Annotated in this window: 18 protein-coding genes; 2 read left to right on the forward strand and 16 right to left on the reverse strand. The window is 57.1% G+C overall.

Going from position 1 to position 24269, the window contains the following annotated elements; all coding sequences use genetic code 11:
* Window positions 1-23 precede the first annotated feature (23 nt).
* The 16 genes from HQL76_12285 to HQL76_12360 all read right to left on the reverse strand — a co-directional run bounded on the left by HQL76_12285 (window position 24) and on the right by HQL76_12360 (window position 21181).
* Window positions 24-530 carry a hypothetical protein gene (locus tag HQL76_12285; protein MBF0109944.1) on the reverse strand — a complete coding sequence of 169 codons (507 nt, stop codon included), beginning with the start codon at window positions 528-530 and terminating at the stop codon, window positions 24-26.
* A complete protein-coding gene (locus HQL76_12290) occupies window positions 527-1108 on the reverse strand; it encodes an AAA family ATPase (protein MBF0109945.1) in 582 nt (193 codons plus the stop codon). The genes HQL76_12285 and HQL76_12290 overlap by 4 nt, the downstream gene beginning before the upstream one ends.
* A complete protein-coding gene (locus HQL76_12295) occupies window positions 1092-2126 on the reverse strand; it encodes an NAD(P)-dependent oxidoreductase (protein ID MBF0109946.1) in 1035 nt (344 codons plus the stop codon). The genes HQL76_12290 and HQL76_12295 overlap by 17 nt, the downstream gene beginning before the upstream one ends.
* The gene (locus HQL76_12300) at window positions 2126-2788 is read right to left on the reverse strand and encodes a 2OG-Fe(II) oxygenase (protein ID MBF0109947.1); all 663 of its coding nucleotides are present in this window, start codon (window positions 2786-2788) and stop codon (window positions 2126-2128) included. The genes HQL76_12295 and HQL76_12300 overlap by 1 nt, the downstream gene beginning before the upstream one ends.
* Complete coding sequence (locus tag HQL76_12305; GenBank protein MBF0109948.1) at window positions 2785-3546, reverse strand: SDR family oxidoreductase; 762 nt, start codon at window positions 3544-3546, stop codon at window positions 2785-2787. Before HQL76_12305 ends, HQL76_12300 begins: the two co-directional genes overlap by 4 nt.
* Window positions 3543-4961 (reverse strand): hypothetical protein, encoded by a 1419-nt coding sequence (locus HQL76_12310; protein MBF0109949.1) that lies wholly within the window; start codon window positions 4959-4961, stop codon window positions 3543-3545. The genes HQL76_12305 and HQL76_12310 overlap by 4 nt, the downstream gene beginning before the upstream one ends.
* Complete coding sequence (locus tag HQL76_12315; protein MBF0109950.1) at window positions 4958-6118, reverse strand: histidinol-phosphate aminotransferase family protein; 1161 nt, start codon at window positions 6116-6118, stop codon at window positions 4958-4960. The genes HQL76_12310 and HQL76_12315 overlap by 4 nt, the downstream gene beginning before the upstream one ends.
* Window positions 6111-7439, reverse strand: coding sequence for a radical SAM protein (locus HQL76_12320; GenBank protein ID MBF0109951.1), 1329 nt, complete (start codon window positions 7437-7439; stop codon window positions 6111-6113). The genes HQL76_12315 and HQL76_12320 overlap by 8 nt, the downstream gene beginning before the upstream one ends.
* The gene (locus tag HQL76_12325) at window positions 7436-8269 is read right to left on the reverse strand and encodes a tyrosine-protein phosphatase (protein MBF0109952.1); all 834 of its coding nucleotides are present in this window, start codon (window positions 8267-8269) and stop codon (window positions 7436-7438) included. The genes HQL76_12320 and HQL76_12325 overlap by 4 nt, the downstream gene beginning before the upstream one ends.
* 17 nt (window positions 8270-8286) lie before the next feature.
* Entirely contained in the window at window positions 8287-8931 is a 645-nt protein-coding gene (locus HQL76_12330) for a 2OG-Fe(II) oxygenase (protein MBF0109953.1), read from the reverse strand.
* Between the two features lie 132 nt (window positions 8932-9063).
* Window positions 9064-10161: a tRNA pseudouridine(13) synthase TruD gene (gene truD / locus HQL76_12335; protein MBF0109954.1), complete on the reverse strand. Its 1098-nt coding sequence runs from the start codon at window positions 10159-10161 to the stop codon at window positions 9064-9066.
* A gap of 129 nt (window positions 10162-10290) precedes the next feature.
* On the reverse strand, window positions 10291-10635 hold the full coding sequence (locus HQL76_12340) for a hypothetical protein (GenBank protein MBF0109955.1): 345 nt from the start codon (window positions 10633-10635) through the stop codon (window positions 10291-10293).
* Window positions 10604-12379: an EAL domain-containing protein gene (locus HQL76_12345; protein MBF0109956.1), complete on the reverse strand. Its 1776-nt coding sequence runs from the start codon at window positions 12377-12379 to the stop codon at window positions 10604-10606. Before HQL76_12345 ends, HQL76_12340 begins: the two co-directional genes overlap by 32 nt.
* A complete protein-coding gene (locus tag HQL76_12350) occupies window positions 12376-17367 on the reverse strand; it encodes a PAS domain S-box protein (GenBank protein ID MBF0109957.1) in 4992 nt (1663 codons plus the stop codon). The genes HQL76_12345 and HQL76_12350 overlap by 4 nt, the downstream gene beginning before the upstream one ends.
* A 530-nt stretch (window positions 17368-17897) precedes the next feature.
* Complete coding sequence (locus tag HQL76_12355; protein ID MBF0109958.1) at window positions 17898-18896, reverse strand: Rpn family recombination-promoting nuclease/putative transposase; 999 nt, start codon at window positions 18894-18896, stop codon at window positions 17898-17900.
* A gap of 233 nt (window positions 18897-19129) precedes the next feature.
* Complete coding sequence (locus HQL76_12360; protein ID MBF0109959.1) at window positions 19130-21181, reverse strand: EAL domain-containing protein; 2052 nt, start codon at window positions 21179-21181, stop codon at window positions 19130-19132.
* Between the two features lie 462 nt (window positions 21182-21643).
* Here HQL76_12360 and HQL76_12365 point away from each other — a divergent pair, with 462 nt between their 5' ends.
* Both HQL76_12365 and HQL76_12370 read left to right on the forward strand, forming a co-directional pair.
* Window positions 21644-23347: a diguanylate cyclase gene (locus HQL76_12365; protein MBF0109960.1), complete on the forward strand. Its 1704-nt coding sequence runs from the start codon at window positions 21644-21646 to the stop codon at window positions 23345-23347.
* Window positions 23344-24252 (forward strand): FkbM family methyltransferase, encoded by a 909-nt coding sequence (locus tag HQL76_12370; protein ID MBF0109961.1) that lies wholly within the window; start codon window positions 23344-23346, stop codon window positions 24250-24252. Before HQL76_12365 ends, HQL76_12370 begins: the two co-directional genes overlap by 4 nt.
* The last annotated feature ends 17 nt before the right edge of the window (window positions 24253-24269 follow it).

Genomic DNA, 24269 nt, shown 5'->3' on the forward strand with positions numbered 1-24269 from the left:
TCGGGAATCTGGATGAGCATCTTTTAGCGTCGGACGCCATTCTTGAGCTGTTTGACTGCCGGTGTGGTGAAATCGAAACGTTGAAACCGACGTTGGGCCAGGGTGATCAGCCAGGGATTCAACCCGGCCCCGGGCCGCTGCGAAAGAATGCTGTCGAGAAGCCGTGCCTCGTTTCCGGGACCCGAAAGAAAACAGGCGAGAATCCAACCCACGCTCGGGCCTCGGGACAAGCCGGAGTCGCAGTGAACCACCGTTGTTCCTGATCGCGGGCGCAAAATACGGGCAAATTCCTCCAGCTTCAAAATGTGAACCGAGGACGGTCCAGTCACTCCTTCCACGCTGCCGCTGTCATATCGGTCGAGAAACAGCAGGCGCAACACGGGGCAGGCCAGACTGGCGAGGATGGCCGGAGGTTCGGAGCCGGGATCGCCAATGCTCACCACCCCGCGCAGGATTGTCGGATCCTCAAGGTGTTCAAGCCAGAGGATGGCCTCCTCCCGGCAAAAAAGGCGCACAGAAGGGTCGATCATCCTTGATTGGTTTCCAGTGTGGCGAGAAAATCGCGTGTTTCCCTGGCCCGTCGCAGTGCGATCATGCGTACTCCGGGGGTGGCGGCGATCCGGGCCAGCATTTCCGGGCGCGGGTGGTGGCGGAAGCGAAGTACCAGTGTCCAGAAACCAAGGTCCAGGCGTGGTCGGTGTCGATAGTCTGTCTGCCGGGCCATCGCCGCCGGCAGGCTGGAAGTGGCTCCGAACCAGCGCCGAATCCCGCGTGTCAGCACCCTCAAGGCGCACTGCCAGGGTGGCAGGTCGAGGAAGATCACGGTATCGGCCCGTGACAGGCGGTTTGGGAAACAGCGACTGTAGTTGCCATCGATGATCCATTGTTCCAATGCCACGACCGCCGCCAATCGGGACAAAAATTCAGCCTCGGGCGGTCGGGTCCACTGGGCCTGCCAGTAGAGATCATCCAGATTGATGTGTGGCAGGCGCAGCGCCACCGCCAGGCGGCGGGCCAGGGTTGTCTTGCCACTGCCGGGTGAACCCACGACCAGGAGCCTCTGGGCGTTGTGGAGCGGTCTTGCCGTGACCTCAGGATGAGTGTTCATGGCATTCCTTCCGGGGTGAAGAACAATAGGTGGACCAGTCGTGACGTTGTTGCATGATCCGGTTGTCGTAGGCGGGATTGGTTTCCGGCGCGACCAGCAGTCCCCTCTTGACCGCGTCGATCAGTCCATCGGCGGCATCGGTCAAACGTTCCCGCGGGTGAAAGCCGAGCCGACGTTCCACAAGACGCGATGATATACGGTAGGAACGTTCATCCGCCGTATCGGTGGCGGAAGTTTGAACCACTACGTCCGGACCCATGTGGGCTGCCAGGGTTTGGGCCGATTGCGCCAGGGTATGGTTGCCGTAGGCGGCATTGAAGATCGCCCCGGAAACGGTCTCCTCGGGCGCTTCGAGAACGCGCAGATACAGGGCGACAAGATCGGACAGGGACAGATGGGGTCGGTATCTCTGGCTCCGCTCCACCACGATGCGGCGTTTAAGATAACCTTCGATGACAAACCGGTTGAAGGTCAGATCCATCCTTTGCCGGGGTGCGTAACCGCACACCGTCGCCGCCCGCAGGCTTACGGGAGCGAAGCCCCGCCGTCTGGTTCCGAGGAGCAGATGGTCGCAGGATGCCTTGTGCCTGGCGTAATCGGTCAGGGGCATGGGGGGATGGGTTTCGTCAACGAACGATTCACTGGAGTTTCCCGTGCCGTAGACACTGCACGAGGAGGCCTGAATCCAGCGGTCGATCCCCGCGGACAATGCCGCTTCCAGTGTGTTTTCGAACCCCTTGAGGTTGACGTCCCGGGCGATGGCGGGATCGAGGCGAAAATCGGGGTCATTGGACAGAAAAGCCAGGTGGATGACACGTTCCTGACCCCGCATCGCCTCCCGAAGGTGGGACGTATCCCGGATGTCGCCTTCGATGAGACGCAGACGCGGATGATCGGGCAGAGTGCTTGGCCCGAAGATCAAGGCGTCGAGGACCGTTACGTCATGATTGGCGGCAAGCAGGGACGGGACCAGACGGCTGCCGATGTAGCCGCAGCCGCCGGTGACCAGCACCCGCATCAACGTTGCTCCCGGACCGCCCCTTGGGGCCGCCAGGTTTCGATTTGCAGTGTGCGCCGCAACAGTGGCGCGGTGGCGGAGACGGGACTGACCCCGTGCCAGGAATCGTCGCTGGGAACCAGCAGCATGCCGTTGCCGGTGACGGGGGGCAATTCATGAAACGGTTCGAAATCATCACCGCGACGGCGGTAGAGCTGGAGCAATCCGCCCCATTCCGGTTCCCACCGATGTCCGAAATACAATACATTGGTCGCCGCTTTGGTCAGGTGGTCGGTATGGATGGAAATATCGTTGCCGGCGGAAAAGACAAAGAAGCCGACATCGATGGGGTAGTCGTCGATATTCTCACCGATTTTCTCGCCCACCACCCGGCGATATTCCGGTCCGGTCAATGCCTTGATGAGCGCCTGCCAGGCGGGATCCAGGGTCGAGCAGGATTCGAGGGGCCGGTTTTTTTCCACTGCTTTGCGCACCAGGAAACTGTAGGTTTTGTCTCCCCCCTGTTCGCGTCGATGACGGACGAATCCCTCCTCGGGAAAATGGTCGGTCAGGTGTTGCGCCTTGACGGGGGGGATCGCCTCCTTCCACAGGGCGAAACGAAACGGCTCGGAGGCGAGCGGGGTTGTGCGAATCACATCGAGGTCAAGACAGTCTTGGGTCATGGCGAATTTTCCTGGTTGACGCCACCGGGTATTTCCGGACAGCGGGGACGATGTTCGATGATGGGATCGACGCCTGGACCATGGGGTTTGCGGCGCATGATCTGGGTTTCGCGAAAAGGTTCTCTTTGGGCCATCGCCAGATCCCAGATGATGCGGGCGACCGCCACGGGATCGAGAAATTTGTGACGATCAGGGGCGGTTGCTTCCCATTTTTCCCAGAAGGTGGGAATGTTCAGTCCTCCCGGATTGATCAGGGTCACCCGGGAACCGGGACGGTCGCGCACCAGTTCCACGGCAAGGTTGCGGGTAAACGCGGTCTGCGCCGCCTTGAGTCCGCAGTACAGGGCCTCGTCCTCGCGCAACCGCCATGATGAAACCGAGCCGATGGTCACAAGATGGAACGGTTCGGCCTGGTGGCACAGAAAACGTCGCAGGAATTGCACCGGACCCCGAAAATGCAGATCGACATGCAGGTCAATCTGGGAAGCATCGGTCTGTTGCAGCGGCGCCTTGAGAAAGGCGCCGGCGACCCAGAAGAAGAAGTCCACCGGGGTGTCGGGAAGCGGTGCCCGTCGCACCTGTTCCGGAGATTGAAGATCGATGACGTACAACTTCGCTCCGGGAGGCGTTTCGGTGATGGCGTTCGGTTCGCCGGCGCTGCGACCGTAGATGATGGGCGACAGGTTTCGCCTGGCTCCTTCACGGGCCAATTCGAGTCCCAGCCCTTTGGTGGCTCCAAGCAGCAAGGCCGAGGTCATGGTTGCGGACTCCATTTTATGTGTGGGTCTCGGGTTGTCCCTGGGACCGGGGAGGGGTACGTTGGCTGGGGCGACCCGTCCAGGTCGCAACGGGCGCCCATGCCGGCCAGAACGTCCAGAAGGTTGGCATAGCCTCGGTCCAGGTGATGAACGTTTTGTACCGTCGTGGTTCCTGGTGCGGTCAGCGCCGCCAACACCAGTACCGCGGCGGCCCGCAGATCACAGGCGACCACCGTCCGCTCTCCCTGGGTCAGGGAAGAGGGGGTGATGGTGATCCCCCCTTCCGTTGGATGAATGCATGCCCCAAGGCGGGACAACTCATGGGCGTAGGAGAAACGGGTTTTCCATACCGCCTCGGAAATTCGGGCGGGGCGGTCGCCATCCAGCAGCATGAGGGCGAAAAACGGCTGGTGATCGGAATAGATGCCGACACTGGTGACTTCGATGTCCTGGGAGGCGAGACGAGGTGACGGGGTGACTTCCAGTAGATCCTTGCCCCAGTCGAGACCGACTCCCATGGCGTCGAGCAGGGCGATTTCCGCCGCCAATCCCTGACGCAGTCGCTTGACGGTCAGCCCGGTGAGGGTCAGTGACACCTTGCAGTGTTGCGACAGGGCGATGAAGGTGATCACTTCGCTCAGGCAGGTGACCACATGGTGGTGCAGGGCCGGTGGCGGCTGGGGAACTGTATCGGGGGGAATCAGGATCAAATCCCGGCCCTCGCGGCGCACGATGAAACCGGCCTGGTCGAGCAGGAGCAACAGTTCGGTGACATCGGGTTTGGGATAGGGATTGCGGATGCGGGTCGGGCCGGATCGGGTGCAGGCGGCGGCAAGGATGGCGGTCTTGGTGACCCCGGAAACCAACGGTCCGGTGAGCAGGTCGGGCCGTTCCGAAAAAGACATGCAATCGATGGTGCAAGCGGTGAATCCAGAGGTCTCGCCCTGGATCTCATGCCCTTCCTGACGGAAACGGGCACCGAATCGTTCCAGGACCGCGAGCATGTGATGCACCGGCCTCTGGGGGCCTGAACCACTGCCATCCAGGGGGCAGCCACCGCTCGGACCGATCCGGACGCGCTTGAATCGTCCCAGGAGTACCGGCAGAAAATAGAGGACGCCATGGACGCGCCGACTTGACGATTCGGGAATGTCGGACAGAAAAAAACCGCGTGTGTCCAGGGTCAGGGTACCATGATTCCAATGGGCGACGCCGTTACCCTGGCGGATGAGTTCACAGAGAACCTTCACGTCTTCGATATCGGGAACGTTGGTCAGCACGACCTGTTGTTCCAGGGCGATGGCCAGGGCGATCAATCCGACCGTGGCGTGCTTGAAGCCGCCGAGGGCAACCGTTGCCGGATGCAGGGGGGCCGGGGTGATTCGTGCATGTCGGGGAAGGGGGGGATGGGTCATGAACCATCCCCTTCCTGGGAGGAAAAGGATTCCATTTCCGACAGCACCGTGGTCATGAGGGTCGGGTCGCCGATCGTCATTCTCAGGCAGCTTCGAAGTCCGTGGGGACCATCCTCGAACCGTTTGACCTGTATTTTTCGGGTTCGCAGATGGTCGGCCAACAGGGAGGCGGTGCCGGACTGGCCGGTGTCCATCAACAGGAAGTTGGTTTCCGAGGGTGGAATGCGCCAGGAGGGAAACAGGTGCGACACCCTCCGAGCGACAACCTTGCGGGTAGCCTCGATCCGGTGATGGAAATTGGCGACATCGCTGGCATTGTCGAAACAGAAGGCGAGGTAGCCCGCGGCCATGGCGTTGACCGTATGGACGCCATACCACCGATGGAGATAAGCGGCGAGGGCGGCGCTGGTGATGACCAGGCCCAGCCGCAATCCCGCCATGCCGCAGTTCTTGGAGAAGCTGCGCAGAATGACGACGCCGGAATAACGATGCAGCAGGGGCAGATGCGGCACCGACGCGAAGGGGGCATAGGCCTCGTCGATGAGCAGCAGATGGTTGCCCTGGGCGCAGAGATCGCATAGCCGTTGCATTTCGGCCAGAGGGATTCGGGTACCGGTGATGCCATTGGGATTGGTCACCACGACAAGCGCCGGCGGCGAGGTCGTCAGTGGCTCCCGGGCCAGATCGACGATCGATTCGCCCCAGAGATCGGTCGGATGATTCAGCGGGGTCACGGCCACTCCGGCCAGGGCGGCGTAATGATTATAGTTGGAATAGTTCGGGGTTTGCAGAATCAGACGACCGATGGAACGGCCCAGAAGGCCAAGCACCATGCGAATGGCGCTGTCCGAACCGGCGTCCATCACCAGGGACGTATGGGGAACGTCATAGAAACGGGCGGTCGTGCGAATCAATCCTGGCCAGTTGGGATACCGGGTGACGTTGGTCTCGGTCGCCTGTTCGAGGTAACGACGAAAGAGGGCGCGTGTTTCGGGGAGGTCGGATTCATTGCTGGAAAGGTTGTGGACGTGCCGGTAATCGGCTTTTTCCCGGACGTTGAGTTTCATGACTGCCGGATCGAGGAATGGCAGGGTATCGAACAGGCAGGGGCGGGTCGGGTCGATGGGCGTGGCGGAATCCACGGTCTGGTCAGCCATGGGTCGAGTCCCGACGCTGGGGGATCATTTCCATCACGGCGGTTGGTTTGCTGTCGCGTTCGAAGAACATGCGGTAGTAGGCGTGGCGCTCCTGGAGATCCGGATGGTCGGAAACGAACAGATGGCGGTTGAAGCGGGCAATTGTTCGGTGGTCCATTCCGGGGGCGAGCAGTTGGTAGGGGGTATGGATTGAAGTTCGCAATCGCGCTCCTGCCGCGGACACCGCCTCAACGGTAGCCCGGACTCCGGCCAGGGTATCTCCGGGCAGTCCCAGGATGATGAAACAGTTGAGTTCGATGCCCGCACTGCGGCACCAGTATGCCAGGGAGTCGAACTGGTCCCTGTATGTGTGTTTGAGCCTTGGCAGGCCCTGCATGGGGACCGAATCCAGTGTTTCGATGCCGACGCTCAGGCGAACGCAGCCGGCCTGGCCCATCAGCGCTACCAGTTCCCGGTCCAGAAGGTGCGGCACGGTCACGCATTTCCACGGCCATGGAGACCCGAGGGCGATCATTTCCTGACACAAATCACGCACCCATTGGGCCTTGAGCGTAAAGGTCGGGGCGTAGAAACTGACATATTCGAACGGTTTTTTCCGGAAGGACGAACGTATGTAATCCAGGGTGCGTTCGACATCGAGACGCCGTTCCGTCGTCCCCTGGAGGGGCGGGACATCGCAGAAGGCGCAGCCGACCGGGCATCCTCGGGCCACGGGGACCACGAGTTCCAGTCGCTCGGGGATGCCACAAAACTTGTGGTGGTCATCGAGATACAGGCGGCTGTAGGCCTCATGGGGGATTTCATCGACCTCGGGCAGGATCCACGCTTCGGGCGGCAGGGGGGTGGATTTGCCTGCCTGGGAAAAGGAACCGTCGTCACGACGCACCGCCACACCAGCCACATAAGGTTTCTTTTCGGATGTGGCCAGATGATCCAGGTAGGATGCCACTGCGGCTTCCGGGTCTCCCGAGCCGTGGACGGCATCCAGATCCAGGGTGAAGAACAGGTCGGGAAGGCGGCAACTCAGCCGCCCGGCGGTCAGAATGCGTGCCTGGGGGGACAAGGCCCGGATGTAGGCAATGGTGCGCTCGAAGGTATCGGTGGCATCGAAATCATTGATGAGCACCACCAGATCGAATCCCTGGATCAATATCTCGCCGAGCGCCCGCCAGGTCATGTTGAGGGCGGCTCCGTCGAGGCAGGTGACCTGTGTATCCCGTGACCGGGCGCGCAGATAGGCCCCGATCATGAAGACCGACAAATGGTGTCCGGCGTTGAAATAGCTCGGTATGTAGGGAGGGATGAGACACAAAATGTTCATGTCGGTCCCTGCGTCATGGTTGAACGGCCATAATGAAGGCGGATGGCTTGGAGATGATGTTCCTGGACGCCACATTGCTTAAGCCAAGCCCCGATTCCCCCGAAGGCCTCCTCGATCATTTCAAGGGTTTGGCGCATGGTTTCTCCACGGGCATCCAGTCGGACGGCGTATTCCTCCGGGGTTTCACCCTTTCGTTCCCACTTGTCGCGGAAATGATGAAGATGGGGCAGCAGGTGGGCGCCGCTTTGTTCATGGTCCCGGGCGATGACCGGGGTGTTGGCCCCCAGGACGTGGAGCAACAGCATGGCGACCAGGCTGGTGCGGTCCTTTCCGGCATGGCAGCCAAAAAGAAGCGGCGCCCCCTTCAAGGCCGCAAGCCAGGCGAACAGATCGGACACATGGGCGGCCATATCGTCAAGGATGGAAAAATAATACCGGGCATAGGCTTTGTTGCCTGGACGGCGTCCGGTGATGGCCGAGGCGTCACGGGCCATCACTGGCCAATTGAGAATGGCGATGCCGACCTGTTCCAGGGATAAGGCCCTGCCGTAGCGGCGCAGTTCGGATTCGCCACGCAAATCCAGAAAGAAGCGAATCCCCCCATGATCCCGCAACCGTCGGGCCTGGTCAGGTCGGAGAATCGTTACATCCCCGGTGCGGAACAGGCCATGGCAAACGTTCTCACCCTCCGCCAGTGGACGAAGATTGAGTCCGATGCCATGACCGTTCCATGGCGTATCGTGACCTGGCTCGGCGTCGAAGGCATGGCCATTCCCGAGGGATCGACCGGGACAGTCCGTCGTGGCGCCAGGATTCCGAAGGTTATTCAAATTTTTCCTCCGGTCATTTATCGGGCAGGAAGATCTTTTTCGCGGGTCCCGGGGCGGTAGAAATGGACGGTGATGGTATTGCGCGAATCCGGGGCGACGCGACTGATGGGGGTGATGTTGTGCCATGAGTTGTCCGCCCGGCCAATCAGGACCGACAGCCCCAGACGCGGCACGATTTCGAAGGCCACGTCATCCTCGTCATGGCTGGCAAGAATTTGCAGGACGCCGCCGTTGCGTTTGTTCCAGCCCTGATTGAGGTAGATCACATGGGTCAGCAGTTTCTGCGCCTGATCGTCATGCATGGCGAAAACGGTGCTGGCATCCGACCGCCACATGGCCGCTTCCATGGGGGCATCCTTGAGATTGATTCCGGTGACCTTGGCCAGGGCTTCCCGATAGGCGGAACTGGTGAGGGTTTCGCCCAGTTCGTTGTAGGATTTGGGCAGTTCATCGCTGTTGAAGGTGTCCTTGGCCGCCAATGGGACAAAGGGGCGGCGCATGTACCGTCCGTTGAGGTGACGGCGGTAGCGAAAGGAATCGACGGGAAAATCGTCACACATCTGGATTGATTTTGGGTTCGAGGGAAGAATCCCGTCGGCGATTCCCCATTGAAAGGGAAAATCGAACATCTTGGCATTGCGAATGGCTTCCAGGTTGAGCATGTCGATGATCCTTTGTCTGAAGATGAATATATACGTCGTTCACAAGACTGTAAATCATCGAATCAATCCGGTCAAGGAGGTTTGATCGGTCGTCACATAAAATATAAATATTTATTCAGAGTTCGGTTATTTTCAACCAAGAAAAGATGCATTTCTGCCATCATTGACCCGCATGTGGATTCCGAAACGGAGGAGAAGTTGACGCATCAGCATGGTGGCATATCCGCCTGTAGGCAACATGAAGGAGACCGGGAGTGCCACCCTGCCTGGATGCAGGGCATCGTCCATGGGAGGATCGGCAAAGATGTTGGTAGTGATCACGGCTGGCCTGCGGCGGCGGATGGGAGGTGTGTTTTCCTTCGGTTTCCATTGATGGCATTCGTATTCCAGCACCGGTTCCACGGCACATTGAGACAGATCGCTGGGGAGCCATAGATCGAACAAGTCTCCGAGTCGAAACGGCGCACCTGCGGACGATGTGGCGTGGAACCGTAACGAAGCCAAGGTGTTCCAGCGCATGCTGTTGAAGGCATCGACGTAAAAGCCAAGAATTTTAGGATGATTTTTTTCCAGCCATTCCAGAAGGTCGTTACCCTTGGGGATGATGTGTTCCCCGGCTTCTTCGATCAACCGTTGCGCCCTTTGCCGATCCCGCTGGACGAGGCTTTCGCCGATGAGGTGGTTGGTGGGGGGATGGCCGGGGAGTCCAAAGCGTTGCAGATCGTAGTAGTTCGCCATGGAGAAATGAATGTTGCTTTTCAGGGAATCCCATATCTTCCCGGCAGTGGCGACGTTCAAATTACGTACAACGATTCGGAAGCTGTTGCCGAACAGGTTGCGTGGCCGGATCGGATGATGAGAATGACCTTCGATGGAATGCAGACGAAGAAAGGAGCCGGAAGTCCCTGGTTGGAAACATGTGTTGAACGCTTCGAGATCCTTGGTGGTCAGGCGCCGACGGACGGAACAGAGTTGACGGGTAATACCGTCCTCGTCCTTGAGACCGGCGCTGCCGACCTCCTGAACCGGAAGATCGAAAAAGGCGCCAATCGTTTTTTCCGCATCGAAGGTGGTCCATCCTCCCTTGTCGAGCCAGACATGGGTATATTCCCCCTCGTTGGTGGTCCAGGGTGAGATCAAGGGGACCTCGACCACGCGAAAGTCGGAATGAATGCACTTGAGGATTGCCGGCGGTTCCACCGTGATTCGATTGCCTTCCGGAATTGCCATGATCATTCCTTGAGGATTTGAGGGATTGTATGAACCCGCGGTCCAAGGACACCATTGGGGATTCTTGCGAAATTAAAAGAACTATGAATTCTAAATGTTATGATAATATAGCGGATTGAAAAGGACAAATCAATGGATTGAACGAATAACAGTCTTTTGTATGCGGATTATTTTTACGATAATTTTCATTAGTGCGATATTAAATTTTTCTTGTCGTTCTAAAGTCGGAACGAGGAGTCCGCTTTTGTTTTTTCCGGAACGATCGGATGGGGGATGGTGAAGGTATTGTTGAAACAAGAAAAGACGGGCGGAAGAATCGCAGCGCCTGAGTTCGATGGGAAATGACAGCACGGTCGGCGTGCGCAAACGCAACTGCTGCCAGTCAGGGTCAGCTTGTTGGAAAGGGAGATGCGGTCCGGCGAAGCCCAGGCGAATCAGGAAATCATAAACCTCCTCCCAATGGCAATCTTCCATGGAGAAGGTCCTGGAAGGATTCCCGTCCCAGGGGGGGGCTGAAGTAGAATCCCTGCACTTCATCGCCGCCGCAATGCTTCATGATATCCAATTGATCCGCGCTTTCCACACCCTCGATGACCACGCCAAGGTTAAGGTTTTTTGCCATGGCGATCATGGCGCCGACCAGATTGCAGTTGTACGACTCCGCCTGGACGCCGTGAACGAAGGAACGGTCGATCTTGATCGCCCCGACCGGAAGGGTGCGCAACAGGGCAAGCGAGGAATGCCCCGTGCCAAAATCGTCCAGGGTGATCGAAATTCCCATTTCATGCAGTTTCATCAGAACATTTGCCGAGATGGTCGCATCCTTCAACATCATGCTCTCGGTGATTTCCAGTTCCAACTGTCCTGGCCGCAGGCCGCTGTCGGCGATACATTCTTCGACCAGTTCAATCAATTTGGGACCATTCTGAAGTTGCAGCGCGGAAAGATTGACCGCCAGTTTCAGACCGCCAAACCCGTTTTTGGTCCACGCCGCCGCGTCCTGGCACGCATTGCGCAGCACCCATGCCCCAAGCTGCGAAATCAGACCACAGGTCTCGGCAAAATGGATGAACTGATTCGGAAACATGATCCCTCGTTCGGGATGGTTCCAACGAACCAGGGCTTCCATTCCCGTCAGACGACCGGTGGAAGTTTTGACCTTGGGTTGATAGTCCAGGTACAGTTCGCCGTTGAAAATGGCCTTTCGCAATTCCCCTTCGAAGCGCAACCGTTCGCACGCCTGGCGATTGATTTCTGGAGAGAAGAAACGAACCGCGTTTCTTCCCGACTCCTTGGACTGATACATGGCGGCGTCGGCGTTGCGGGTCAACTCGTCGATGGTGGCGCCATCGTTGGGAAAGAGCGCGATGCCGATGCTTCCCGAAATGGCGACCTGCTGTCCCTTCAATGAAAAAGGGAGGGACAACTGTTCGAGGATCTTGCGCGCGACCAGTTCCGCCATCGATTCGTGAAAAAGATGGTTGAGGACGATGGTGAACTCGTCACCACCCAGACGGGCGACCGTGTCCGATTTGCGGACTTCGCGTTCAAGTCTTCGGGAAACCTCGATCAACAACGAATCGCCCGCATCATGGCCCAAGGTATCGTTGACCCATTTGAACCGGTCCAGGTCGATGAACAGGAGGGCAAACAACATGTGATTGCGTTGCGCCTGCAGGATCGCCTGTTTCAGTCGGTCCTTGAACAGGGAGCGGTTGGGCAGGCCGGTCAGCAGGTCGAATTCGGCCTGTTCTCTCAGTTTGTCTTCCAGGAGGCGGCGATTTTCGATCTCGGCATGCAATTCCTGGTTGGTTTTTTTCAGTTCGTCACGCTGCCTTTTCAGGGTCAGATGGGCATGAACCCGGGCCAGAACCGTGGGTGGATTGACCGGTTTGGTCAGAAAATCGACCGCGCCCGCGGCAAATCCATGGGCTTCCGCCTCCGGTTCCGTCATGGCGGTGATCATGATGACCGGTATATCTTTTGTATGGGCGTTGTTTTTCAGCGCCGCGCAAACGGAAAAACCATCCATTTCGGGCATCATGGCATCCAGGAGGACCAGATCGGGTGGATCGCCGCAGGCCAGTTTCAGGGCATCCGCGCCATTGGTGGCGTAAAGGATTGTGTAGGCCTCCAACATTCGGCCAAGGATGCGGATATTGTTGGGAACATCATCGACGATGAGAATCCGTGCATCCTTGAGATTTCGTTCCATCATTGTTCCCCCTGATGTTCTTTTCCGAGTCGTTGTCTGACCTGGTGCAACGTGGTCAGCGCTCCGGGGATGTCCATGAGGTCCAGACAGGATTCCATCTCATGCATCAGTTCGCGAAATCCCGTCCATTGTGAAAGAAATTCCTTGATCAACGCAAATTGCTGGTCTCCCTTGATGTCATGTTTGTGCAATGAACGTTCAAGGTCATCCGCCAGGGCCAATACTGCTTCGATGTCGGCGGCTGGAATCCGGGAATTTTGGATCCAGAAGAGCAATTTGGAGACCAGATCCCGGGGATTGATCGGTTTGGCGATATGATCGTTCATTCCCGCGTCCAGACAGGCCGCGACATCCTGAACCATGGCGCTGGCGGTCATGGCCAGGATGGGAAGGTTTCCGCTCCCCGCGTTGCGCCGCAATCTTCGGGTCGCTTCGAACCCATCCATGATCGGCATCTGGATGTCCATGAGGATGGCATCGAAGGGGGGATTGGCCTGGAGTGCCATGTGGACCGCTTCCTCTCCGTTGGACGCCCGGGCCAGCAGGACGCCATGCCGTCCCAACAGCCCCTGGACCAGTTCCTGGTTGTCGTTGAGATCATCGACCACAAGAATTCGTTTCCGATGCAACAGGCTGGCATCGGGATGGCTCCAATGTTTCGATCCTACACTCCATGACATGGAATTGTCATCCGAAATCGCGGTGGCCATGTTGTTGGATGGGGTCCGGGAAGATGCGAAGGGAGGCGTCGCATCTTCCGGCAATGATACCTGAATGGTGAAACGGACCTCGGTTCCCTTGCCCAATTGGCTTTCGAGGGTGATTTCGCCCCCCATCATCGTGACCAGTTTGCGACAGATGGCCAGTCCGAGTCCTGTTCCCCCATAATGCCGGGTGGTCGAGGCATCGGCCTGTTGAAAGGGTTCGAAGACCTGGGCGAGTTTTCCCGGATCGATGCCGATTCCGGTATCGCGGACGTTGAATTCGAGGACGCCCTGGTTTTTTCCCTTGGACTTCAGTCGCGCTCCGATGACAATTTCTCCGGTCGCGGTAAATTTACGGGCATTGTCGCACAGGTTGACCAGGATCTGGGTCAGACGTGTCGCGTCTCCGATCACGATGCCGGGAAGGTCCGGGGTGGGTTCGAAGAGGATTTCGACTTTTTTCTCCGGTCCTCCCTTGGTTACGAGACCATCGAGGATTTGTCGCATGACCATGTCCAGGGAGAAGGGGACCTGTTCCAATTCGAGTCGTTGTGCGTCGATCTTGGAAAAATCGAGGATATCGTTGATGATGCGCAACAGGGAGTGGGCTGCAAGCTGAATTTTCTCCAGATACCGGCGTTGTTCCGGTTGCAGGTTGGTTTCCAGTGCCAGATGTCCCATTCCGATGATCGAATTCATCGGGGTGCGGATTTCGTGACTCATGTTGGCCAGGAATTCCCCCTTGGCCTTGTTGGCCAGTCTGGCTTCTTCTTCCCGGCGACGCAACTCATCTTCCATTTCCTTGCGCTCGGTAATGTCCCGTGCAACGACGACAACACCTGCAATGGTTCCGTCGTCGCCATGGTGGGGAAAATAGGAGACATCCATCCAGCGTCGTCCGGTAGCGGCAAAGTCAAACCAGTTCTGATAATTGACCGTCTCTCCCCCAAGGCAGAGGTCAAGGTTGGGACGGATGCGGGCAAAGACCTCTTCACCCATCAATTCCCGGACACTGTGTCCGACAATCTCATCCATCCGTTTTCCATGATGGACGAGATAGGCGGAGTTGATGGCCTGATAACGATAGTCCCGGTCGAGAAAGGACATGTGGTCCTGGGAGGCGGAAACAATGGCGGCATGGCGGCGCAATGCCGCCTCGGCATGATGTCTGCGGGTCAGATCGAGGATGGTGCATCGTGCCTCCCGGACCGTGCCGTCGGATTCTCTTCTGGGTGAAAAGGAGATGCTGGTCCAGATGGCATTGTCCTCCTGGAGAATCATTTCCATTTCCTGACCGTGAATGATTTCTCCCTGTCGCACCCGGTCAAGGAGCTGTTCCATCATCCGTCGCGACTCGGGATTGCCTTTGGCGCAAAAATTCAACAAGGTCGCACCTTCGTGGGCCTCTGGAAGAAAACCAAACAGAAGCTCCAGAGCCTTGTTGCCGCGGAGAATTCGTCCTGTGACGACATCGATCGACAAAAATGGAATGGGAGCGTTTTCATACAGATCCCGCAGTTGGTATTCCGATTCTTCGAGGGTCTGCTGAACCTTTTTCCGCTCGCTGACATCCCGGGCGATCGCCAGTCGAAAGGATTGATTGTTGAACTGGAAGTCATTGAAACGGACCTCGACCGGTATGGCGCTGCCATCGATTCTTTTGAAGGTGGTTTCCAGCCTTTGGACTTGATGGGAAGGGTGTGACGATTCCGCTACCGACAATCGATGGTGAAATTCTCCGAAGACAAGGTCGGCGACGGAAAGCATGGACATCGTTTGACAATCATAACCGAGGATCGTGCAGGCGGAACGGTTGACCTGAAAGATACGCTCGTCGGGAAGGATCCAGAAAATCATGTCATGGATGTTTTCCAGGGAGGCCTGGGCCAGAAGAAGTCGATCCTCGGCGGTTTTCTTTTCGGTCAGGTCGTCGAAAACGGCGACGATCTCTCCGGTTTCCAGACGGTAGACATGGTTTTCCAACCATCCCTGGAGTTGATCGTCCTGATACCAGGAGACCGGGTGGAACATGGACTTCCCTGTCCGATGAACCGCGACAAACACATCGAAAAGTCCGAATTCACGGATTCCGGGAAATACCTGGGTCACAGGGAGACCGATGATGTCCTGACGCCGGACATGGCTCATCGCCGCGCCCGACCGGTTGATGTCCCGAATGATGAAGTCCTCCCCATCATTGCTGGCCTGGTATACCGCGACGCCACTGCGGATGGTGTCGAACAATACCCGGTAACTCACCTCGGATTGGGCGAGTTTTCCTTCGATCTGCCTTAGATTGGTGATGTCGTCGAGAATGCCCATCTGGTTGCGGATCTGGCCATGACGATCACGGACCGGACTGATCGATACCATTCCCTGAAACAGGGTGCCGTCCTTTCTTCGGTGGAGCAGTTCTCCCCTCCAGACTTCGCCGGGTTGCGGATGGGTCCACAATGGTTCATGAGGAAGTTCTCCCGGCACATGCGCATCCAGAAGGGCGGGACTTTTTCCAAGGACATCGTCGAAGGAATAACCGGTCAGTTCACGAAAACGATGGTTGACGTATTCGATGCGGCCCTCGGGGTCGGTGATGACCACCGATGAGGGGCTCTGGCCGACGGCGATGAACATTTTTCGCAATGCCGAGGTTTTATGGATGATTTCGATCTCGAACGCCTTGATGGTTCCGAGGATTAGCGCCGTGGTCCAGATGGCCAACAGGGCAAAACCACGATTGACGATCGCGATCCATTCATTTTCCATCGGCGGGGACAGAAAATAACCGGCGATGGTCAGCAGGGTCGCCGACACGGCGAGGAGGATGATATGTTTTCTTTTCGGAAACCACCGGCCCAGCAATACCAGACCGACGTAGAGCACGCTGTCGGCAATGCCCAATGGGGTAAGAAAATCGATGACCGCCACCACCAGCGCGACTCCGGCGGTGAGCGAACAGAGAATCCATGAAGGTTCCGGCATGTGGTCCGAAGTGTGTCCGATCGATCGGGGCAGAGGATCCTCTTCTGGATGTCGAGGAAGATCGGCCATCTTGATGGCCATGAGCCAGGCCCCCAGGGTGATCATGACCACGGCCAGGGCCGCCACCTCCAACGCGATCACCAGGAATGGTTTGTGAAGCTCTTCCAGATCGATCTTGGCTACCAACCCCAGCCCCAGGCCATCCATGGGGGCATGGGCTGCCAGTACCTGCTTGCCGCGGTAATCAGGTCCCAGGGAGATTCCCGTTTCTCCCGACAGGGCCAGTTGCATGGGTCTGGCGATCAGGGAGGCCAATGGCAACGGGACGACCGGACGACCCGTGAACCGCGATGACGATTTGAAGTGAATGATTCGGTTTTCCAGGCACCCCAGCATGAATTCTCCACTGACGCCGAAGGGGGCGTGACCAAAACAGGATCGGGCGTGCCCCGACGGAAAATCGACCGGACTGTCACAGGAACATGCTTTATTGAATTCACTGTCGTTTCCCGCATTTTCCCCGATGATTCGGACCTGGCTTTCGACCATTTCGAGAAGATGGGACTGGGCCCCTTCGTAATGGGCGCGAAACAAGAGCAGAAACGAGCTGCTGGTCACCAAAACGGAGATGGCAGTCAGGGTCAGGATCAGATACAGGGTCCGCTCCTTCCAGCCGATGCCGAACGGGACATCCGACAACATGGTTCCGATTGTCTTTTCGTAGGAACCTGATTCGATCTGAAGAATAAGCAGGGTGCCGATACCGATGCAGAAGAGGGCGATGATTCCCGCCATCAGGGCGGCCTGCGTGAACGGTCGCCGGAATTCGGCGACATCGATCTTGACGACCAGGCCCGCCTGAAGTGTGGGAATCGGTTGAAAGGCGGCCAGAACCGGCACGCCCAGATAATCCGGGGCTTCGATGATCCCGGTCTCTCCCTGGAGAGCCCGTTGCATGGGGATGGCATTGGGTCCCCCCATGGGCACCCTGGGAAGCAGTCGTGGTGATTTTCTTGAATGATGGAGAAATTCGGCATGGTTCCCGGACAGGCGTCCCATGACATATTCTCCTGTTTCACCAAACCCCGTCTGTTGTTCCAGGGTCCCGATCAAATGGGCGCGCGTCGCTTCCATGGTGGATTGGATCCGCCCGGAATGGGCCTGCGCCGTGTTGATTTCGACTACGGCCTGGAGCAGATTGGCCAGGGTTTGTCTCAGAACGACCAGCCGTTCATAGGAAGTGTCGATGGAGGTCTTATGGATCATCGACAGTGAAATCAAGGTGATTGCTGTCGTGACCACCATCATGATGACAACAATCGACACCAAATGGGACGGAATGCCTGTTTTCTTTCTGTCGAAAATCATTCCTGGCGGGACCGTTTTTTTTATTGGTGTCAGGGTTGGAACGGCGTACAGGGCACGGTGACGTTACGGGACCGTGTTTGTCTTTGGCGAAGGCATCTTTCCCAAAGTTTATCTGGAAATTATGCCAAACGATAGGCCATATTTCAAAGAAAGATTGTTCATGAACGTCTAAACCGCAATCCGCACGAGATGCGTCGTGTCTGTCATTCCAAGCGAAAGCGGGAATCAAGAATTCAACGCGACCGATCAACGTTTTGGATTCCCGCCGTAGCAGGGAATGACGTTTGAAAACTATGTATCCCACGCTGGTTGCGGTTTATTGGTGTGAAAACCTGGAAAACACCTTTCGGGTGTTTTCGGGTCGAAGTGGAGCTTGGGAATCAGGCAGCGGCTTTGGACCCGGAATTCCGGACAGAACCCCGTGGACACAATACGAAACTTCCGGATGACACGTAAGGATCTGGCACTGGTCAAGATGAAAACACGTCATCCAGGGAGGTGGCGAACACAAAGTTGTCGCTCCATATTTCCAGGACCTCCACTTCCGCCGATTTTATCTTTTCAGTTGTCCCGTCGGGAACATGGCCAAATTTGCGGCGAATTTGCTTGAGAAGAATCGCTGCCGCCTCTTCCTTGCGGCCTTCCTTGAGGCCTTCCTTGCGGCCTTCCTTGAGGCCTTTCTTGAGGCCTTCTTGAAGCCCCTCTGACTTCCACTGTTGGGTCCATTCTTGTACCGTTTCAGCCAGCATCGCATCCATCCCCTGTAAGTCGTTGAATTCCTGGATCGACTGTCCTGGCAGTCGTTTTGGCAGCAACACCCGCCCCAACATGACTGTAAACGCTCGTCTCAGGCTTGATTGTCCTGGGGCCTTGAGCCAGTCAATCAGGTTTTTCAATACATTCCTGATCTCCTGCGGCGTTCGACTTTTTTCCAGCCGAAACAGCGCCGCGGACAGGTTTTGCATCGATTCCAGTTCGGCATCACCGTATCGGGTCTCATCGATCAGAAGATACCGCATCCGGGGACGAAACGGATCCAGTCCTCCGGGAATCGAAGTGATCAGGTCCGATACCTCCAGGGCGGCTGTCCATTCGGGCTTTCCGTTGTATAAAACGACTGGGAGCACTGCGGGAAGTTTTTCTCCGTGTTTCACCTGCCCGGATTTGACCAGATCCTGGTACAACAACATTACGTAAGCGGTCATCCGAACCGACATGATCCAGTCCACCGTGGACTGGAATTCCAGAAGGAGATACACGTAGAGCCACGTCTGCCCCCAGCGTATGCGCCAGATGATATCGTCTTCCCGGTCGCGAAGGTCGTCGGTGACGTAGCTGCCACTGACTTTTTCCAGGCTGGAAAAGTCCAATTGCCCGATCCACTCCTCCCTGATGAATCCTTGAAGCAGGTCCCGAACCATGTCGGCATGGCTGAACAACTGCTTGTATCCGGAATCGTAATCAGCCATCGTGGTTCCATTGACTTTCCGATGATTTTTTCATGAGTGGTCATTGATCCATTCCGAACGGACCGCCAACCCGTACCAGTGCCATCTTCCAACAAGCCATTTATTTCGGCAAGCAAAATATGCGATCTCAGGTCTGTTGCACTCATGATTGAAAAATCGATATAGTGTTTTTTATTTTATTGTGGTTATCAAACACCGCTTGGGTGTTTTCGGATCGAAGTGGATCCGAAGGATCAGGCGGCTTTGGACGAGGATGTGGCGGCGGGATGGGGAAGGGAATGGTTGAACCGGGGTGATTCATGCAGCAGCGTGGTGATTTCCTCGGTGCCGACCGGAGGACTGAAAAGAAATCCCTGGACCTTGTCGCAATCGGAGCGACGGAGGAATTCCAGTTGTTGCGGGGTCGCCACCCCTTCGGCGACGACTTTGAGTTTCAGGCTGCGGGCGATGGAAAGAATGGCGTTGGCGATGGCGGCGCTTTCCGAGTCGATGGCGATGTCGTTGATGAAGGAGCGGTCGATTTTCAGGGTATGAACCGGATAGTTGCGCAGGTAGCTCAACGAGGAATATCCGGTGCCGAAATCGTCGATGGAAATTCTCAGGTTTCGTTCGCGCCAGCGGTTGAGGACGGCAATGGCCCGGTCCTGGTCTTCGAGGAACAGGCTTTCGGTGATTTCCAGTTCCAGCCACTGGGGATCCAGACCGGAGATTTTCAGGGCCTGCTCGACCTGAGATTCAAGGTTGGGATTCTGGAATTGCCGGGGAGAGACGTTGACGGCCATGTGGATGGGGGGCAATCCTGCCTCCTGCCACCGTTTGTTCTGGAGACAGGCTTCCTTGAGGATCCATTCTCCGATCGGGACGATCAGGCCGTTTTCCTCGGCCAGGGAAATGAATTGTCCTGGGGAGACCAGCCCGAATTGCGGGCTTTGCCAGCGTACCAGGGCTTCGACGCCGACCATGGCTCCGGTCCGGACGCAGAACTGGGGTTGGTAAAGCAGGAAGAATTCCTTGCGTTCCAGTGCCCGCTTGAGCCCCTTGTCCAGGTTCCACCGTTGCATTGCCAGTTCGCCCATTTCCTGGGTATAGAACTTGAAGTGGTTGCCGCCGCGGATCTTGGCCTGTTTCATGGCGGTTTCGGCATGTTTGAGCATGGATTCGGCATCGCAATCATCCATGGGGAAGGCGGTGATGCCGATGCTGGCGGAGAAATGAAGGGTATGTTCTCCGAACTGGAGGGTGCTGCCCACCAGCGAGAGGACTTTTTCGGCGGTCAGACCGAATTGGCTCAGTTCCTCGGCATGATTGATCAGAATGGCGAACTCGTCGCCACCGATACGGGCGATGGTATCGCCGCCGCGCATGCCTCCTTTCAGTCTCTGGGCCATGGTCTTGAGAACCTGGTCTCCCAGGTAGCGACCACCATTGGCGTTGACTTGTTGAAAACGATCCAGACCGACCCAGAGGATTCCGACCCATTGTTTGTCCCGTCGGGCGTGGGCGATGGCTTGATTGAGGCGATCCTTGAACAGGATGCGGTTGGGCAGTTCCGTGAGCGGGTCGTAATGGGCGATGAATTCGATCTGTTGTTCGGTTTCGCTGATGGCAGTGAGGTCGGAGAGGATGCCCACCAGGTTGGACACCTGGCCATCGCGATTGCGGATCACCTTGATGACGGTCCATTGAGGATAGAGGTTGCCGTTTTTTCGTTTGTTCCAGAGATTTCCCGTCCACAGGCCGCGGGAGAGCAGATCCTGCCACATGTGTACATAGAACTTTTCCGATTGTCGCCCGCTGTGGAGCAGACGCATGTTCAGACCGAGGATTTCCCCTTCGGCATATCCGGTGATGTCGGTGAAGGCGGCATTGATCGAAGTCACCGTTCCCTGGGGATCGGTGATGACCACCCCCTCCTTGAGGTGAAGCAATACCTGTCGGGAAATATCGAGTTCCTGTTCTTTTTCCTTGAGGATTTGGACTTCCCGGCGCAATTGTCGGACCAGTTGATAACGTTCCTGCGTCGAAATCCGCGCCCGGAAAATGGCCTTGCGGATCGATTCCGGAGAATGGCCTGCCGAAAAAAGGCCGCGTCCCAGGGCAAACCCTGAATAGGCGCTGCGAAACGCCAACCAGGAGACGGTGACCATCCCGAGGTACAGCAACAGCATGGTGGTCATCCCCTCTTCATGAAGGAGAAATCGCGGCAGCGGCGACCAGGGCAACAGGCAGCTGGCGCCCAAAACCATCGCCGGAAGGATCACGAAAATCCAGAGTCGTATGGACACGAGCCGTTCTCCCGCATCGGAGTGTCATGCTTGAGGCCGGGAAGCGTCTCTCCAACTAAAGAGTGGGGGCGTTTCCAGACACCCAGTATATCATGAAGATTCTACCTGAATGCCACAGTCCTTCGTTATTTTCAATTGTCCATGGAGCGCTGATCAAGAGTTGCCGGGGCGGGGGGCATTCCGCGACCATGAATCCAATGTTTGGGGTGGGTGGTGGATGGGATAACAAGATTGACCGAAGTCAAGGTATGGTATCACCAAAAAAAATACCATTCCAGATTGTGGCGTATTGACATCGACCTTGGGGTGTCAAATGATTGGAGAAATCGGGGGCGATGGTCCACCCGGTTTTTCCCGGGGGACTCCCGGTGCGGATGAATGCCAGCAGACCCCGAGGGTGGCTTTCTTTACGCCTGGGATCGCCAATGCAAAACGACCGGAAATTCGATGAATACGCGATCCATGATTAAAGCCTATCAGTCACTCAGCATCAGTGCGCGCGTTTTGTTGTCCACTGCCAGCGCCGTCAGTCTTCTTGTCCTGTGGATCATCCTGTTTTACGTGGATCATCAGCAGACGGCCATTCTGGCGCAGAACGAGCGGACCATGACCCTGATGGTCAACAACATGATCAGCGCTCTGCGGACGATCATGAATGCCGGACACGCTTCCATCACCCAGGATTTTGCCGCGGATGTCCGGCACAACGCCGATATTCTCGAATTTCGCATCCTTCGCGCCGACGGTCTGGAGGCCTTTCGCGACAACCGGACCATCGATGATGTCAACAGGCGTCTTGGGGATCGCACCTTTGGCCCGAGGGACAAGGAGGAGACGCTGCGGATCATGGATGAACACGATCCCGATCTGGTTGAAGTGCGCGAGCGAATGCACATCCTGCCCAAGTACACCACGAGCGCCGATGGGGTGCAACTTCTCGTCTACCTGGCGCCGATCGAGAATGACGAAAAATGCACCTATTGCCATGGTAATGATCATCGTCTGCGCGGCATCCTGCAACTGACGACCTCCCTGAGCCGGGTGGAGCAGGACATCCGGGCGACGCGGATCCAGGCTTCCAGCATTGCGGCGGTATCGGGACTGCTCATGCTGTTTTTGCTCTACATCATGATCCGTTACTCCCTGGTTGCGCCGCTGGGCCGGGTGAAGGAGGCGATGGAACAGGTTGCGGGAGGGCGGTTGGACCTGTCGATCAATGTTCCGGGAAAGGACGAAATCAGCGAAATCGCCCGTTCGTTCAACCGGATGACCATCCGGTTGCGGGAGACCTACGAGGGGTTGCATCGGGAGCAGGACAAGCTTTCCACCATCATCCTCGGGGCATTGGATGGCATCATCGTCACCGACCGGGAACATCGCATCGTTCTGGTCAATCCCTCGGCGGAACGACTGCTGGGCAAGAGTTCCCAACAGGTCATGGCTGGGGGATGGGAAAACATTCTCGATGACCCGGAGTATATGAAAGCGATGCTGGACCGGCAGGGACGGGACATCCCGGATCTGGTGGTCTACAACAAGCGGGCGATGAAAATTCATACCGCCACCCTCTTCGACGACATGCAGCGTCCCATCGGCAGCTCGTTCATGTTGCGGGATGTCACCGAGGAAAAAATGCTGGAGGATAAACTGAGACTGTTGGCCACGGTCGATGCCCTGACCCAGTTGTACAACCGTCGGTTCATGGATGATACCCTGATCAAGGAAATCAAGAGGTCTCAGCGCTACAACCATTTTCTCGGCTTTTTGTTGTTCGATGTCGATCATTTCAAGAAGTTCAACGATTCCCATGGCCACGATCAGGGGGATCGCGTTTTGCAGGCGCTTGGACGCGAGATGATGGATCATTTTCGCAAGGTTGATTTTCCATGCCGTTTCGGGGGTGAGGAATTCTGCGTCATCCTGCCCGATACCGATCCTCGCGGGACCTATGTGGTGGCGGAACGTTTTCGCCGCCGGATCGAACGGCTGGTGGTCGATGGTCTGAAGGTGACGGTCAGCATTGGCATGGTGGTGTTGCCCTCATGCGAGGTCAGCAAACCCGAGGAGGTCATCAAAAAAGCGGATGAGGCCCTGTACGAGGCCAAACGCCGCGGTCGCAACCGGGTTTGTTCCGCCATCCCCGTCGATCTGGTCGAACTGGAATGAGCCATCGTCCAGGGGGGGAGGATCGTCGCCGTTCCTTTTCCATGGTGCAGCGTTTTCTTCTGTGGCTCTATCCTCTGATCGACCGGTCGGGGATCCTGCGTACTGCTGCGGGCCGGTGGGTGTTTGAAACCCTGTATCTGATGTACAAACGGTTTTTCGAGGCTCGGGGGATCGGGGTTTTGCGGCAATGGGTCGCGCCCGATGCCTGGATCATCGATGTCGGGGCCAACATCGGTTTTTTCTCCCTTTATTTTGCCCATTGGGTGCGGGGTGCGGGTCGGGTTGTCGCCCTGGAACCGGAGGGGGTCAATTTTTCCAGTCTTCGACGGCGGATGGCGGCCCATCCTCGGGGAGATCGCGTCCTGTCCTTCAACATGGCGGCGGCGGAACGGGATGGGACAGGGTTTTTGCAGCTCAATCCCCACCATCCCGCCGATCATCGTCTGGCGAGCCAGGGCATTTCCGTTGTGCTGATCTCTTTGGACGCCCTTGTGGCGGGGCAGGGGGAGCCGCAGGTCGGTCTGATCAAGATCGATGTCCAGGGAAGCGAGGAACGGGTCCTTCGCGGGGCCCAACGGTTGATCCACCGCTGCCATCCGGCATTATTGGTGGAATTGACCTGGGGGGATCCGGGAACGTCGCGAACTCTGACCTTGTTGACCGACTGGAGGTACCTTCCGCATCGGATCGACGGAGCAGGGGGGCGAATTGTCTCCATGACCGTCGAAACCTGTTTATCGGTTCTGGAAGAATGTGGATACATGGACTGCCTGTTTCTTTTCAAGGATCAGGTTGCCGACAGAACCCCAAAGGACGAACTCCGTACTTCTCCAGGTTGTAGGAATAACGGAACGGTTCTCCGTGTTGATAAAAATTGCGGTAGGCAAAATCACTCATACGGCTGACGGTCAACCCGCCGAAC

The organism is Magnetococcales bacterium (assembly GCA_015228815.1).
Lineage (GTDB): Bacteria > Pseudomonadota > Magnetococcia > Magnetococcales > UBA8363 > UBA8363.